Genomic DNA, 14,966 nt, shown 5'->3' with positions numbered 1-14,966 from the left:
TACGTGATGCAAGGAGCGGTATACCTCGGCGACAGGAAGGTCGAACTGCGTGACTTTCCGGAACCCACACCGGGTGAGGGCGAAGTCGTCGTGGCCACCAAGGCGTCGGGACTGTGCGGTAGCGACCTCAACTACTACCGGGCCGAGCCCACCGATGGCGAAGGACGCTGCATCGCCGGACACGAGCCCGCGGGTGTGGTGCACGCGGTGGGCGAGGGTGTCTCGGACACCGTCGCGAAGGTCGGCGACCGGGTGATGATCCATCACTACATCGGCTGTGGGGCCTGCTCGGACTGCCGGTCAGGGTGGTCTCAGATGTGTATCGTCGCACCGATCGTCGTGCTCGGTAGCGACGACCATGGCGGTCACGCGCCGTACATCAAGGTGCCTGCGTCTACCCTGGTTCCACTCGATGACACGTTGAGTTTCGAGGCAGGCGCGGCGATTTCGTGTGGAACGGGTACCGCGTGGGGTGCTCTCGACCGGGTGGGTGACGTCGGCGGACGAACGGTGGTCGTCTTCGGGCAGGGGCCGGTCGGGTTGTCCGCAACGATGCTCGCGACGGCCATGGGTGCGCGCGTCATCGCGGTCGACCTCAGTGCCGCCAGGCGGGAGCAGGCACTGAGCTTCGGCGCTGTGGCTGCGATCGATCCGGCGGCCGGGCCGGTACCGGAGGCGGTCCGGAAGGTGGCAGGTGCCGACGGAGTGCCACTGGGGATCGAGACGTCCGGGTCGTCCATCGCCGCTGCCGACCTCGTCGACAGCTTGGCGCGATGGGGCCGTGCATGTTTCGTGGGTGTCGGCGCCGAGATCCGGATCGGCGTGCTGCCGTATCTGCGACGTCAGTTGACGGTCATGACCTCGTGGTCGATGTCCTGGGTGGGGCAGAAGGAGTGCGCGGACTTCATTGTTGCGCAAAACCTTCCGGTCGACGCGCTGTTCACTCATAGGTGGAAGCTCGACGAGGTGTCCGAGGCGTATACCGAGTTCGACAAGCAACGCGCGGGCAAGGGCGTAATCCTGTTCTGACGGCAGCCGAGCGAACGACGTACGACGCCGACCGTCACACGGTCGGCGTCGCATCTCGTTTCACACCAGTCGTTTCACACGAGTGTCGTGTCGAACCACTCGATCACGCTGCGCAGGCCGTCCTTCAGTTCGACCTCCGGCGTGAAGCCCAGCACATCCTTCATCCGACGTTGGCTCACCAGCTGGTGCCGAGTCCGGTTCTCGTCGAAAACGATTGCGGTGGGATCACTTCCAGCCATTTCGGCCAGGGCTCCGTAGATCTCCGCGGACGTGCGCGGGACGCCGGAGACATTGACCGCCATGCCCGTCGCGTCGGAAAGAATTGCGCGGCGGACGGCTTCTGCGACATCCGCAACATGAATCAACCCGTGCTGAGCGGTCGAGGCCCACGGAATGGTCGGTGTCCGGCCGTCGCGAACGGCCGCGAGGAGATCGGTCATCAGCGACCCGTTCGAGCCCGGACTGGTGCGCGGGCCGTAGATCGTGCCCAGCCGTAGCGCCAGATAATCGGGCCCACCCGCCGATGCGAACGCCTCGCAATAGGCCTCGCCCGCGAGTTTGGTGGCCGCGTACATGTTGACCCCCGTGCAGGGCCACGGCTCGTCTTCTGCGAACGGGGCACGGTGGGCATCGGGAAACGAGCCGTAGACGGTGTGCGAAGACCCGAAAACGAACCGTCGCGCGCTGGAGTCGCTCGCCGCGGTCAGCAGGTCGTAGGTGGATCCGACGTTGACCTCGTGCGCGTCACGGGTGTTCGAGGACGATGCCTTCGTCCGGACAGCTGCGAGATGGACGATCACGTCGACGTCGCGGACCATCGAGGTGATCGAGGACGGATCTCGAAGATCTGCCGAATACGCAGTCACACCGTCCAGTCTGTCCAATTCCTTCAGCATGGCCTCGCCGCCCGCGTCGGTAGCGATCACGGTTGTGTCCGAATCGGCAGCCAGAAGCTCCACCACATGAGACCCGACGAAGCCCGCTGCTCCGGTGACCAGAATTCTCAGTGGCTCGCCGTCCGGCTGTAATGCAGTGTTCGTCATGGGTGATCTCCAGCCGCAGGATGTAGTCCAGAAAGGAAGTGTCCACCAAAACTAGCAGTCAGTTTAATGTCTGACAATAAGGATGGGCATGCGGCTCGGCTTGTTCGTCAGCAGGGGAGCGAGTACTGCAGCACGAAGTCCAGGTGTTCTCTCATGGCCGCTCCGGCCTTCTCCGGGTCGCGAGCCTCGATCGCTGCCTCGATGGCGATGTGCTGACGAACCGTCTTTTTCGCGACCTCGGGCGTCACGTCCAGGAACTGGGCGGGGTGGGTGGCGTCGTGCACCGACGAAATGAAGGCCGCGAGCAGCCGATTTCCCGATGCGTAGCCGATCGCGGTGTGGAAGCGAAGGTCGTACTCCGGGATCTCCGGATCGTCGATCGTGATGTTCTTCTGCAGGTCGATGACACTTCGAATCTTCACTATGTCTTCGTCTGTTCGGTTGCGCGCGGCCCACTCTGCGGCGGGGATCTCGAGGAGCCGCCGCACCTCGGTGATCTCGGCGATGTCCAGCGCGCCGATGCGGACAATGGTGTCCATGGATTCGCTGAGCATCTGACTCAGCGAATGTGGTGTCACCGTATTCACGAAGCTGCCGCCGGCAACTCCGGGGATCTTCCGGATGAGCCCTGAACTGACGAGTGCGCCGAGTGCTTCTCGGACGGTCGGGCGGCTGACTCCGAACAGCTGGGCGAGCTCTGTCTCGGGTGGGAGCTTGGCACCCTGTTTGAAGCGCCCGTCGAGGATTGCCTCGCGTAACTGCTCTTCCACCTGATCGCGGGGGCGAGTTACCTGACGCGCTTTGAAAGAACTGGTTGGGGTGGAAGGCATGTGATCTCCAGTCGGCGTTGAATAAGTGCTCGCGTTGTCGGCTGACACATCAATGGTCTTACAGTCTCCCACGCTGTCGACCGAATGAGTTTCTGGGCGCTCGACGCTCACTTGTGCGACTGCGCACTTTCGGTCCAGTGATCAAGGATGTTCAACGCGATAAATATCTGACAGTATTCTAGCTGTTCACGTTGTCGATATGTGAAGGTTGAGTAACCGATGTCAGTGGTAGGTGAGCGTCTCACGACCGAGCGCAGTCCATTTTTCGATGAATTGACGGTCGGGCAAGTGTTCGACACGGCGCCGGCCGTCACCCTCACCGAGGGCATGGCAGCCGTCCATCAGTCCATCGTCGGCAATCGATTCGCGCTTTCGCTCGATCGACAACGAGCGCGGACTGTGACCGGTGGCCCTCTGGCGAGCCCTGCACTCGTGTGGGATGTCTCGATCGGCCAGTCCACGCCGGCGACCCAGCACGTGCGGGCGAACTTGTTCTACCGTGGATTGTTCTTCTACCGACTTCCCGCCATCGGCGACACTCTGCGGACCAAGGCTGTGGTGGAAGCCCTGAGAGAAAATGCACGAAAGGCTCCGCGGACCCCTACCGGACTGGCAGTTCTGCGCATCACGACGGTCGACCAACGCGGACGCACAGTCCTGGACTATCGACGGTGCGCCATGTTGCTCCTGTCGCCCGGAGCCCCGCCGACGGACAAGGCCGACGACATCGCGACGGTGAACGACCTCCCTGTGGAGACCGATATGTTCGCCTCGATCACCGACTGGGACATAGCCGGCATTCCCCGATCGACCGGTATGCCGTCGAAGATCGGAACAGAACTGCGCGTTCTCGGTGGCGACGTCGTCTCCAGCGCACCCGAACTCGCTCGTCTGACAGGAAACGTCGCGCGCGTGCATCACGACAGTGCGGCCGGCGGTGGTTCACGACTCGTATACGGCGGACACACCATCGGGCTCGCATTCCATCATGTGTGTCAGGCCCTACCGGGGATCGTCGCCGTCGCGGGATGGCACGGGTGCGACCACCTCGCTGCGGTTCACGAGGGCGACGTTCTGGCGTCGACGGTGGCCATCGAAAGCGTGACCTCGCACGCTTCCGGAGTCGATGCACTCGGACTGAAGGTGACCACCTCCCGCAGGCATGCTGATGGCAAACTCGACGAAGTTCTCGCGTGGCGTCCGATCGTGCTCGTGCGATGAGGGCCGCAGATGCAGTCGGTGCGGCGCGAACGTTCCTGTTCGTCCCCGCCTCTCGGCCGGAACTGTTCCGCAAAGCTCACGCGGCCGGCGCTGATGTAGTGATTCTCGATCTCGAGGACGCGGTGGCACCTTCCGACAAGGGCGAGGCTCTACGTGCGGTAGAAGAATGGTTGACCAGAGCCGACGCAGGTGTCGACGGTGCGCTGACGATGGTTCGCATCAACGCCCACGGAACACGGTGGCACGGCACCGAGGTCCGCGCGATGCGCGGTGGCGGTGCAGCGATCATGGTGCCCAAAGCGGACTCTGCGTCCAGGCTTGCGTCGCTTCACCGTGAGTTGTCCGCACCTTTGGTACCGCTAATCGAGACGCCGAGGGGTGTGGTGAACTCCGAGTCCATCGCCGCAGCGGACGGAGTATCTCGTCTCGCTCTCGGCCATATGGATCTTGCTGTGGCGCTCGGCGTCGATCCGGACTGCCGAGACGCTTTCCGGCACACGCGTTCGCAGTTGGTGCTTGCCAGCGCGGCTTCGGGACTCGCGTCACCCGTGGATGGCGTCACCGCGAGTATCGACGACACCGCGCAGCTCGCGGACGATGTCGCTCATGCTCTCGCTCTGGGCCTCGGTGCGAAGCTGTGCATACATCCGCGCCAGATCGGTGCCGTACACGACGCTCTTCGGCCGTCACCCGACGAATCAGCATGGGCGACAAAGGTACTCGAGATGAGCGAGGCGCAAGGCGTTGATGACGACGGAGGAGCTGTGGCCTTGGACGGTAAGATGATCGACCCGCCAGTCATTGCTCGTGCCCGCGCAATCGTTGCCCGGGTGTACGGGACTGTCTGATCGTTCGACCGCCGGCTGATGTCCTGACCTGAACACTGATCGACCCGACCGCTGATCGTGCGGTCGGGTCTTCGGCGTGCATCCGCCTCGGCGTGACATGACCAGATTTCGGCGAGCTTCGATCAATCGTTGACGAAGAGCCAGACATGAGTAATAGTATGACTTCGATCACTCGGTCACACTTTTGACCGACTGTAAAGAAAGTGTGGCAGATGTCAACGATCATTCAGGGTGGTAGGCCTGCGGAGGCGTCCCGCAGTAGCAGGCAGCGCGTGCTCACCGATCTCAAGTACCGGTACCCGGGCCGCTACCTCGCAGCATGGGGCGCGCTGGGGCTTCTTATCGTCGTCGCCCTCTTCGCCACCCCGCGGGCACTGTCGGGCGACTCCATCTGGGTGGTCACAGCACTCACCGGGGTGTTGGCACTAGCTGCTCTCGGCCAGATGTTGATTATCATGTTGGGCGCGATCGACCTGTCCGTACCCGCGATCATCGCGGCAGTCGCCGGCATCGTGGTCCATTTCGGTGGTGAAGGAGCGAACGTCACGCTCGTCATTTTCGCGGCGATCCTGACGGCCATCGCCATCAGTGTCGTCAACGGCATCCTGATCTCCGCTCTCGGGCTGAACTCGCTGATCGTCACCCTGGCCACGTTCGGCATCGTGAGCGGTCTGATCAGTTACCTGACCGGCGTCTCGTTCTCGCTGTCCGGTCTTGCGCCGCAGGTCTTGCAGGACTTCACTCAGACGTCGATCCTCCGAGTGAACGCATGCTTCCTCGTCGCAGTCGTGGTGGCCCTGCTCGTCGCGGGAACTCTGCACCTCACGCGCGCCGGTCGCCGAGTCGCCGAGGTGGGGTCCAACCCACGGGCAGCGCGGGCGCTGGGAGTGCGGGTCACCACCGTTCGCGTGTCAGCCTTCGCCGCTGCAGGACTGCTCTACGGCATCGCCGGTGTACTCGTGTCCGGCTTCGTCGGTACCCCCGACGTGAGCATCGGAATGCCCTATCAGCTGGCAACGGTCACCGCAGTCGGCATTGCGGGCGGGATCTTCGCAGGCGGACCGGCAAGTGTCCTCAGCGTCGTCGTGGCCAGCCTGTTCCTTCAGCTGCTGGATCAAGTACTCGCGATCCTCGGCCTGTCGGCGGGTGCCCGAACGATGGTGCAGGGCATTGCATTGGTCACTGCGGTGGCAGCGATCACGCTCGCGACGTTCGGTGCCAGCGGCTTGCGCCGCATCACCGGGGCCGTGCGGGTGAAGAAATGACCGATCAGGCTGGACGTTCCCACCCGCATTCACGAAATCCGGAGAGTTCGATGATCACTGCGCGACTGCGTAGACCCCGTTGGCTGTACCTGGCGGCCCTCGTACCGTTACTGGTGTTCGGTGCCGGTTGTTCCAGCACGACCTCCGCCGTGGTCGAACGCGGTGTGGTCGAGCCCGTTTCGGCCGATGTGGCCGATCCGGCTGCTCTGCAGGCCACCATCGACAAGGCGTTCCTACAGAACATCCCCGCCGATTCCCTGAACCCGGTCATCCGCAACACGATGGCCGTCGCCTCGGTTCCGTTCACCCCCGAACTGGACGCCGTCTACGCCGACTGCCTCGACAACAACACCTGCGAGACGGGTCGAGGATCGATGACCGTCGCGTTCGCCAACGACAACGTCAACCCGTGGCGAAGCATCTTCCGCGCCGAGATCACCGCTCAGGCCATCGCGTCACCGCAGGTCAGCAGATTCATCTACAACACCTCGACCGACGTAGCCGGATTCCTCGCGAACTTCCGCAGCCTGGTCGTTCAGCAGGTCGACGTCATCGTGATCAACTCGATCTACGGCGGCGCGATCGGGCCGGTGCTCGAGCAGGCCAAGAATGCCGGGATCCTGGTGGTGGAGGCGCAGACTCCGCTCCCCGCCGACCTTGCCGCCACGGTGTCGGCCCAGGTCGTTCCTGATCTGTGCCAGACCTACGCCGAGGCCGGCGACATGATCGCTGCCGCCGGGTCATCATCCGAAACCTACGCGCTCTACACGGGAATCCCGGGCAATGGCAACGCAGCGGTCTGGCAGCCGTGCCTCGATCAGTCGATGGCCGACAACGGCTGGGAGAAATCCGTGGAGGGATTCACCCAGTGGACTCCGCAGGGCACATCGCAAGCGGCCAATGCGCTTCTCGCCTCCGGTGAGAACCCGGGCGCTGTCGTCTACGACTACACCCCCGAGGATCTCGTGCGTCCGTTCATCGACCGAGGTGTGACTCCGCCGGTCACGATGTCCGACGTGGTCAACCAGTCCTGGTTGACAGCGTTCTCGGAGGCGCGAGACGCGGGGCTCGAGCCCGTCGGGTTCGTCACCAACAGTCAAGTCTGGTCAGGCCGCATCGCGGTGACGGCCGGAATCATGCTCAGGGCCGGGCAGGACGTCGACCAACAAATGATCTCACCGAATCCTGTTGTTCCGGTGGGCGACATTCTCGATCAGATGGACAGCTCGATCCCCGCGAGCACACCGGTGCCGAGCCTGCTGACCCCCGAACAAATTCGACTCGCATTGTCGGCGTCATGATGCCCGCGGCCATCAATCCGGAAGAAGAAACTGGCATGAACAACAACAATCGTGACACCTCGGTTCGCACCCGCGAGAAGCTGACGCAGGACTCGGACCGGACCCCCGCGCTGGTGATGCGCAACGTCACCAAGACGTATCCGGGAGTTCGCGCGTTGGACGCTGTGTCGTTCGATGTGCTCCCCGGTGAAGTACACGCCCTGGTGGGCGAAAACGGTTCGGGGAAGTCGACACTCATCAAGTCGGCGTCAGGAGTGGTCGTGCCCGATCAGGGCACCGTGATCATCGGCGGCGAGGAGCTGGGTGGCCGCGGGGTGCGCCAGGCGCGCATGTTGGGACTGATGGTCGCGTACCAGGACACCTCTCTGATCGCGAACATGACGGTCGAGCAGAACATCGCACTGTCCTTCCACTCGATCGGCGAGGCACCGCCGGAGAATCTGACCGGGCTGCTGGCGAAGTACGATCTTCCGTTCAAGCCGTCCGATTCGGTGGTCGCACTGGGTCCCGGTGCACGCCAGCTTCTGGAAGTCGCGAAAGCGATGTGCCACAACCCATTGGTGCTGATGCTCGACGAACCGACGGCAGCACTCGACATGCGCTACGCAGAGCACCTCGAGGGACTGGTTCGTCAGTCACGTAAGGACGGCGCGGCCATCGTGTACGTCAGCCATCGCCTCCACGAAGTGCGACGCCTCGCCGATCGGATCACGGTCATCCGCGACGGCATCGGGCAGGGCACCTTCGATTCGGGGGAGTGGGAGGTCGACGACATCGTCGAACTCATGGTCGGTGCGCCGACCGCCCTCGAGTTCCCGGAACGCAAGCGCGTGGATTCCGCTGCTGCCGAACGGCTTCGGGTCACCGGGCTGTCGGGTCCCGGGTACGGACCCATCGACTTCAGTGTGCGCGCGGGCGAGATCGTCGGCGTCGCAGGCGCAGAAGGTAACGGCCAGCGGGCTGCTCTGCGCGGAATGATCGGTATCGGTCAGACCGGCGGCTCGGTGTCGATCGACGGCAAGAACATCTCGCGGTTGTCGCCTCCATCCGCGCTCGACGCGGGAATCAGCTTCCAAAGCGGTGACAGGGCCGCAGAATCGGTGTTCCTTCCGCTGTCGGTGATGTCCAACGCCACCACCCAGCTCGGATCGGACGCCGGACCCTTCGGCTTGGCTCTGCCCGGGCGACTACGCTCGAGCTTCGAGGACGTCAAAGCCAGTCTGGGAATCGTGACGGTGTCCCCTTACCAGCCCATCGGCGGGCTCTCGGGCGGCAATGCGCAAAAGTCCGTCCTGGCGCGCGCGGCCATGAAGCAGGTCAAAGTCCTCATGGTCGACGAGCCGACACAGGGCGTCGATGCCAAGGCGCGCTTGGACATCTATCGGCTCTTGGCGAATGCGGCCGAGTCCGGTGTAGCCGTCGTGGTGAATTCCTCGGACTCGTCGGAACTCGCAGGCCTGTGCGATCGGGTGGTAGTCATGTCCAAGGGTGCGGTGATAGAGGAAATCAGTTGCCCCACAACCGAATCCGCGATCGTCAGCTCGTTCGTGGGCGCAGTGGACGTCGACGAGGAGGTGTCCTCGCTTCCGATCGGTCCCAGTTGGCTCGGCCGATTACTGGCCAAGGCCCCGGCGTACGTGCCCGTCACCATGCTGCTCGTCCTTCTGGCGTTGGTCTCGATCTACACGGGAACGCAGTCGGATGTCTTCTGGACACCGCAGAACTGGGCCAACTTGATGTTGCTGACGTTGCCACTCGCATTCGTCGCCCTGGGACAGCAGTACACGATGATCTCGGGCAGTCTCGACATCTCGGTCGGATCGACCATGAGCCTGACGGTGGTGATCGCCTCCCTTGTGCTACCGGATCTGTCCGTGGGCACCCTGATCGTGGCGATACCGCTACTCCTGCTCACCGCGCTGGCGGTCGGTGGTCTCAATGCGCTGCTGATCGAAAAGCTGAAGATCAACCCGATCGTGGCGACCGTGGCGACCATGGCGATCATCGCCGGATTGGCGATCGTTCTGCGACCCACCCCCGAAGGTGTCATCGCGCCACAGTTGTACGACTTGTTCGCTCTCGGTGTCGGATTCGTCCCCACCGCCTTCATCGTTCTCGTTCTCGTCGCACTGGCAGGCGAATGGTGGCTGTACCGCCGCGCGGCCGGTCTCGCACTTCGCGCGACGGGCTTCGACATCGAGTCCAGCCGACGTGTCGGCCAGCCGGTCGCTCGTGTGCGAACCATCGGACTGCTCGTCTGCGCATTCGGTGCTGTCGTCGCCGGCGTGTTCCTGGCGTCGCAGACCGGTATCGGATCGAACTCGGTCGGCTCGGGATACACGTTGACCTGTTTCGCGGCGGTGTTCCTCGGTGGCGCGGTACTCACCGGCGGCCGCGGCTCGTTCATCGGCGCGATGTTGGGAGCCTTGTTCCTCTCGCTTCTGAACAACGTCACGCCGTTGCTGAACATCCCGGATTCGTCGCGGCAGGCAATCTACGGATTCATTCTGCTGATCGCAGTTGGCACCTACGCCTACGCACAACGCGGACGGAGGCGCGCCGAAGCATGAGCATTCGGACAGAAACCACCACTGAGGAGTCCACTGTGTCCGAAAAATTCGAGACCATTGTTCCCGGAATGACGTTCACAGAAGGGCCGCGCTGGCACGACGGCCGTATCTGGTTCTCCGATTTGTACACCCACAAGGTTCAGTCGGCACGCGAGGACGGCTCGGACCTGAGAGAGGAAGCGACGGTGCCCAATCAACCGTCGGGTCTCGGGTGGCTGCCCGACGGTCGTTTGCTGATCGTGTCGATGATGGACAAGACGCTGCTCCGGCGGGAACCGGACGGGACCGTCGTCGTGCACGCGGATCTGTCCGATCATGTCGGCGGATTCCTCGGTGACATCATCGTCGACACTCAGGGGCGAGCGTACCTGGGCGACTTCGGGTTCGACCTCTATGCAGGCGAGGACATGCGATGCGGCTGCATTCACCGAGTCGATCCGGACGGGACAATCACTCGCGTCGCCGACGACCTGTGGTTCCCGAACGGCTGTGTGATCACCGACGACAACGTCATGCTCGTCAACGAGACGTTCGGCAATCGCATCACGGCGTTCGACTTGACCGACTCGGGAATGCTCGTCAACCGACGGGTGTGGGCGACCTTCGGTCCGCTGCCCACGTCGCGGTCCGCGGATGACGCGATGAAGGAGTTGACGGTCTCCCCTGATGGGTCGTGCATAGATTCCGAGGGCGGTGTGTGGCTTGCCGACATCCGACAGGATCGGCTGCTTCGCCTGGTCGGCGGTGAAATCGTCGAGAACGTCGACCCGGGCTCCTGTGTCTTCGCGTGCGCACTCGGTGGCGAGGACGGTCGCACGCTGTTCTTCTGTGCGACACCGGATTTCGATGTCGAGGCCCGAAAGTCGGCACGCGACAGCAGCATCGTCACGATGCGAGTCGGCGTCCCGGCAGCACGATGAACACTATGACCAGAGGGTTGCCCGACGGTTCGGTCGTCACGTACGAGGAAGCGCTCCGCCGGTTGGACGAGGGGGAGTGGCGGCCGGAGTCGTTGTGGGCTTTCCTCGACGACGCGGTCGCCCGCCATCCCGACAGGGTAGCGGCGGTCAGCGTCGACCACACCGGGCGAACCGTCGGCGAGTCGACATATGCCGAGCTGGACACGATGAGCCGACGGGTCGCAGCCGGTCTGCAGGCCAACGGTGTGAAACCACGGGACGTGGTGACCGTGATGATGACGAATTCGGCGGAGTTCCTTGGCGTCGTCTACGGCGTGCTGAGGGCGGGAGCGACATATTCGGGCATTCCGATCACATATGGCTCGCACGAAGTGGAGTCGATGACCGCTGCGACCGGAACGAAGATGCTCGTCGTCTCTCGTTTCCACGGGACCACCGACGTCGTGACCACTGCCCTGTCGGAGAAGATCCGTCTGAACGACGATCTGACGATCGTGGTCGTCGGGGAGCCAGTCGAGGGGACCGTGTCGCTCGACGCGCTCCTTGGGGAAGCGGAGGCATTCGTCGAGGTGCCGGCCGATCCTCTCGGCGTTGCTCAGCTCGCCTTCACTTCGGGGACGACGAGCGAACCCAAGGCCGTGATGAACCTGCACGCCACCCTCGATGTCGTGGTTCGTGGGTGGGCTGTTCACATTGGTCCCGAGTCGCTCGGTCGACCGTTCAGAAATCTCGTAATGTCACCGGTAGGGCACTCGACTGGGTTCTTCTGGGGAGCGCTGTTCACTGTTCACCTCGCCGGAACCGCTGTCTTCATGGAGAAGTGGAGTCCAGACGTCGGCGCTCGCGTCATCGAATCGCAGCGCATCACAACGATGGTGGGCTCTCCGACGTTCTTGATCGACCTGCTGCGTACGTCCGAGCTTCGTCGCGAGAACGCTCCTGATCTCGCCCTGATCGCAGTGGCGGGCGCACCCATCCCGCGCCCGCTGATGCGCGAGGCGGAAGAGGCGCTCGGATGTTCCGTGATCCCTGCGTGGGGAATGACCGAGTTCGGTATCGCTGTGTCCGGCAAGCCAGGTCTCGATGACATCAATCGCACCACCGACGGTCTACCGCTCGCGAGTGCTGAGGTCGTCGTTCGTACCGCCGAAGGCGACGACGCGGTCGACGGTGAGGTGGGCGATCTTTGGCTGCGCGGTACGGGCATGTTCGTCGGCTATCACAATCGTCCCGAGGCAACTGAGGAAGCGTTCGACGACAACGGTTGGTTCGCCACCGGTGACACGGCGGTCCACGACCCGGACGGTTCGGTGACGATCACGGGCCGGACCAAGGACATCATCATTCGCGGCGGCGAGAACATTCCCGTCGGATCCGTGGAGAGTCAGATCTTCCGCCATCCGGCCGTGACCGATGTGGCTGTGGTCGGGTACGCCGACGACAGGCTGGGCGAGCGAGCGTGCGCCTTCGTGCGGTGCCGACCTGGCTCCGCGGTGACAGTGGAATCGTTGCGGGACTTCTTGATCGAGTCCGGCTTGGCCAAGCGTTACTGCCCCGAACGCGTGATCGTGGTCGACGACTTGCCGAAGACAATGAGCGGAAAGATTCGCAAGGTCGAGTTGCGCGAGCGACTCGCAAGCGACCATCGGAATTGAGGTACACCGTGTCCAGGACACCTTCCAAGAATGACGTCAGACGGGTGGGCATCGCCAGCTTGATGGGCACCACCATCGAGTACTACGACTTCTTCATCTACGGAACCGCTGCCGCGCTGGTGTTCGGCACGGTGTTCTTCCCCAATTCCGATCCGGTGAAAGGCACGCTGTTGTCGCTCGCGACCTTCGGCGTCGCATTCGTGGCTCGGCCACTGGGTGGAGTCGTCTTCGGTCATTTCGGGGATCGGGTGGGTCGCAAGGTGACTCTGGTGATGATGGGCGCCGCGACTGTCGCCATCGGGCTGATTCCGTCATACGGCACCATCGGGATCGCCGCCCCCATCCTGCTGGTTGTTCTCCGCTTCATCTAAGGTATTGCGCTGGGCGGCGAATACGGCGGTGCCGTGCTGATGACTGTCGAACACAGCCCCAAGGGCAAGCGGGGTTTCTACAGTTCGTGGGTTCAGACGGGTGCCCAGTGCGGCCTGATCGTGGCGAACATCGTGTTCCTGGTGGTCGGCGCGGCGATGGGCGACGACGCCTTCCTCAGCTGGGGGTGGCGCGTTCCGTTCTGGATCAGCAGTCTGCTCGTCATCCTCGGGTTGATCATTCGGTTGCGTCTGGAGGAGAGCCCCGAGTTCGAGGCCCTGCGCAAGTCTCATGTCGTCTCGCCGGCCCCCGCGCTGGTCGTTCTTCGTCGACACAAGATGGCTGTTCTTTTGATAGCCGGTGCAGCCGTGGGCAACTCGGTGACCTTCTACTCTGCGACCGTCTTCGGTCTGTCGTACGGCTCCAATCACGGTTTCACCCGAAACCAGATGCTCGTGATCATCATCGCGGCGGCCGTGTGGGTGATCGCGGTCAGTATTTTCTTCGGTGCGCTGAGCGACCGCGTCGGTCGGAAACAGATCTTCATCACGGGCAATCTGGCTATCGCGGTGACCGCGTACGGATAGATGCGGGCCTTCGACACGGAGAACCAGGCCGTCCGTTCTCGTTGCGTACCTGGTCATGTTGACCGGCTACTCGATGACGTGGGGAACCATCGGCGTGTTCTTCGCCGAGGCGTTCGACGGCGCGGTCCGGTACACGGGTCTGTCGATCGGGTTCACCCTGGGAGTCATTCTGGGCGGTGCGGTGACGCCGTTGGTGCTGACGAAGTTGGTGGCGGACATGGACTCCGGGCTGCCGGTCGTGCTCTGGATCGCGGCATCGACCGTCATCTCGGCCCTGTGTGCCCTGTCTGTACGGCAGATCGATGCTCCATCTCGGCGGTCCGGTGCCGATCACGTCGTCAGGAACGCTTCTCTGCATTGACAATTGGGCCACTAGGTAGCACAATGCGAATTGTCAGACTTATTGAGGGGAGCGGACTTTTGTCGCAGAGTATTGGATTCGTGGGCATCGGAGCGATGGGGTCGGCCATCGCGTCTCGACTCGTCGACACGAACACGTTGTTGGTCAACGACTTGAACCCCGCCCTCGCACTTCCCTTGGAGGAACGGGGAGCGAGGTTCGCACCACTCGACGAGATAGCGACATGCGACGTCGTGTTCCTGTCTCTTCCCGGCCCCGACAACGTCCTGAAGCTTCTGCTCGGCGACGGCGGCCTGGCCGAGAAGATGGGTCCGGGTTCACTCGTCATCGACACCACGAGCAGCACTCCCATCGTCGACGAGGGACTCGTCCGCGACCTCGCCGTGAAATCGATCTCCTACATCGATGCACCGATCGCCGGCGGGGTTCGACGCGCCTACGACGGTCTGGCCACCCTCATGGTCGGCGCAACCGACGAGGATTTCGCCCGCGCCGAGCCGCTGCTGAACACGATCACCTCCAACGTGTTTCACCTGGGGCCGGTCGGTGCCGGACATGCCGCCAAACTGGTCAACAACCTCCTGAACCACTGCAACCGGTTCGCGACGGTCGAAATGATCACGCTCGCCGAGCGGTACGGAATCCCGCCCGATGTCATGATCGACGTCCTCAACGTATCGTCCGGGCGCAGTTACGTCACCGACTACACGTATCCCGAGATCGTCTTCCCCAACTTGAAGCAGGGCTTCACGCTCGAATTGATGCGTAAGGACGCGCATCTCGCCGGGGCATTGGCAGACCACGTCGGGCAGAAACTGCGAGTCGGATCGTTGGTCGCCGAGATGATGGACGAGGCGGTCGAACGACTCGGGGGCTCCGCCGATCAGACCGACCTCATGCAGAAATGGTACCCACCTGTGACCGACTGAAGTTCTGCACGACTCAACAGTCCGATTCCAGCTCGTCG

Annotated in this window: 12 protein-coding genes and 1 pseudogene; 11 read left to right on the top strand and 2 right to left on the bottom strand. The window is 63.1% G+C overall.

Going from position 1 to position 14,966, the window contains the following annotated elements:
* The first annotated feature begins 6 nt into the window (after positions 1–6).
* Positions 7–1,029: a zinc-binding dehydrogenase gene (locus CH305_RS01180; protein ID WP_037189090.1), complete on the top strand. Its 1,023-nt coding sequence runs from the start codon at positions 7–9 to the stop codon at positions 1,027–1,029.
* A 74-nt stretch (positions 1,030–1,103) separates the two neighbouring features.
* Here CH305_RS01180 and CH305_RS01175 read toward each other — a convergent pair whose 3' ends face one another.
* On the bottom strand, positions 1,104–2,072 hold the full coding sequence (locus tag CH305_RS01175; protein WP_094702171.1) for an NAD(P)-dependent oxidoreductase: 969 nt from the start codon (positions 2,070–2,072) through the stop codon (positions 1,104–1,106).
* A gap of 107 nt (positions 2,073–2,179) precedes the next feature.
* Positions 2,180–2,902, bottom strand: a complete 723-nt coding sequence (locus CH305_RS01170) for a FadR/GntR family transcriptional regulator (protein ID WP_037189093.1) — start codon at positions 2,900–2,902, stop codon at positions 2,180–2,182.
* Between the two features lie 219 nt (positions 2,903–3,121).
* Between CH305_RS01170 and CH305_RS01165 the strand changes: the two genes are divergently transcribed.
* From CH305_RS01165 to CH305_RS01125, 10 genes and pseudogenes are all read left to right on the top strand, one after another.
* The gene (locus CH305_RS01165; RefSeq protein WP_094702169.1) at positions 3,122–4,123 is read left to right on the top strand and encodes a MaoC family dehydratase; all 1,002 of its coding nucleotides are present in this window, start codon (positions 3,122–3,124) and stop codon (positions 4,121–4,123) included.
* Positions 4,120–4,971, top strand: coding sequence for a CoA ester lyase (locus CH305_RS01160; protein ID WP_094702372.1), 852 nt, complete (start codon positions 4,120–4,122; stop codon positions 4,969–4,971). The genes CH305_RS01165 and CH305_RS01160 overlap by 4 nt, the downstream gene beginning before the upstream one ends.
* 212 nt (positions 4,972–5,183) lie before the next feature.
* On the top strand, positions 5,184–6,236 hold the full coding sequence (locus CH305_RS01155; RefSeq protein WP_094670038.1) for an ABC transporter permease: 1,053 nt from the start codon (positions 5,184–5,186) through the stop codon (positions 6,234–6,236).
* Positions 6,237–6,286: 50 nt separating this feature from the next.
* Complete coding sequence (locus CH305_RS01150; RefSeq protein ID WP_037189096.1) at positions 6,287–7,537, top strand: substrate-binding domain-containing protein; 1,251 nt, start codon at positions 6,287–6,289, stop codon at positions 7,535–7,537.
* A gap of 35 nt (positions 7,538–7,572) precedes the next feature.
* Positions 7,573–10,107: an ATP-binding cassette domain-containing protein gene (locus tag CH305_RS01145; protein ID WP_179278142.1), complete on the top strand. Its 2,535-nt coding sequence runs from the start codon at positions 7,573–7,575 to the stop codon at positions 10,105–10,107.
* Between the two features lie 68 nt (positions 10,108–10,175).
* Positions 10,176–11,027 (top strand): SMP-30/gluconolactonase/LRE family protein, encoded by an 852-nt coding sequence (locus CH305_RS01140; protein WP_256983437.1) that lies wholly within the window; start codon positions 10,176–10,178, stop codon positions 11,025–11,027.
* 5 nt (positions 11,028–11,032) lie between these two features.
* Complete coding sequence (locus CH305_RS01135) at positions 11,033–12,682, top strand: AMP-binding protein (RefSeq protein ID WP_256983436.1); 1,650 nt, start codon at positions 11,033–11,035, stop codon at positions 12,680–12,682.
* Between the two features lie 62 nt (positions 12,683–12,744).
* Positions 12,745–13,638: pseudogene (locus CH305_RS01130) on the top strand (MFS transporter).
* Between the two features lie 55 nt (positions 13,639–13,693).
* Positions 13,694–13,999, top strand: coding sequence for a hypothetical protein (locus CH305_RS29320; RefSeq protein WP_256983435.1), 306 nt, complete (start codon positions 13,694–13,696; stop codon positions 13,997–13,999).
* A gap of 59 nt (positions 14,000–14,058) precedes the next feature.
* The gene (locus CH305_RS01125) at positions 14,059–14,928 is read left to right on the top strand and encodes an NAD(P)-dependent oxidoreductase (RefSeq protein WP_037189099.1); all 870 of its coding nucleotides are present in this window, start codon (positions 14,059–14,061) and stop codon (positions 14,926–14,928) included.
* The last annotated feature ends 38 nt before the right edge of the window (positions 14,929–14,966 follow it).

Source organism: Rhodococcus sp. 15-649-2-2 (assembly GCF_002258645.1).
Taxonomy (GTDB): Bacteria; Actinomycetota; Actinomycetes; order Mycobacteriales; family Mycobacteriaceae; genus Rhodococcoides.
This window is presented reverse-complemented; position numbering and strand designations above follow the sequence as displayed.

Bases quoted from the DNA above. Each gene is read 5' to 3' on its own strand.
- CH305_RS01150 (WP_037189096.1), top strand. From the start codon at position 6,287: ATGATCACTGCGCGACTGCGTAGACCCCGTTGGCTGTACCTGGCGGCC.
- CH305_RS01180 (WP_037189090.1), top strand. From the start codon at position 7: ATGCAAGGAGCGGTATACCTCGGCGACAGGAAGGTCGAACTGCGTGAC.
- CH305_RS01175 (WP_094702171.1), bottom strand. From the start codon at position 2,072: ATGACGAACACTGCATTACAGCCGGACGGCGAGCCACTGAGAATTCTG.
- CH305_RS01160 (WP_094702372.1), top strand. From the start codon at position 4,120: ATGAGGGCCGCAGATGCAGTCGGTGCGGCGCGAACGTTCCTGTTCGTC.
- CH305_RS01170 (WP_037189093.1), bottom strand. From the start codon at position 2,902: ATGCCTTCCACCCCAACCAGTTCTTTCAAAGCGCGTCAGGTAACTCGC.
- CH305_RS01155 (WP_094670038.1), top strand. From the start codon at position 5,184: ATGTCAACGATCATTCAGGGTGGTAGGCCTGCGGAGGCGTCCCGCAGT.
- CH305_RS29320 (WP_256983435.1), top strand. From the start codon at position 13,694: ATGTTGACCGGCTACTCGATGACGTGGGGAACCATCGGCGTGTTCTTC.
- CH305_RS01135 (WP_256983436.1), top strand. From the start codon at position 11,033: ATGACCAGAGGGTTGCCCGACGGTTCGGTCGTCACGTACGAGGAAGCG.
- CH305_RS01140 (WP_256983437.1), top strand. From the start codon at position 10,176: ATGACGTTCACAGAAGGGCCGCGCTGGCACGACGGCCGTATCTGGTTC.
- CH305_RS01165 (WP_094702169.1), top strand. From the start codon at position 3,122: ATGTCAGTGGTAGGTGAGCGTCTCACGACCGAGCGCAGTCCATTTTTC.
- CH305_RS01145 (WP_179278142.1), top strand. From the start codon at position 7,573: ATGAACAACAACAATCGTGACACCTCGGTTCGCACCCGCGAGAAGCTG.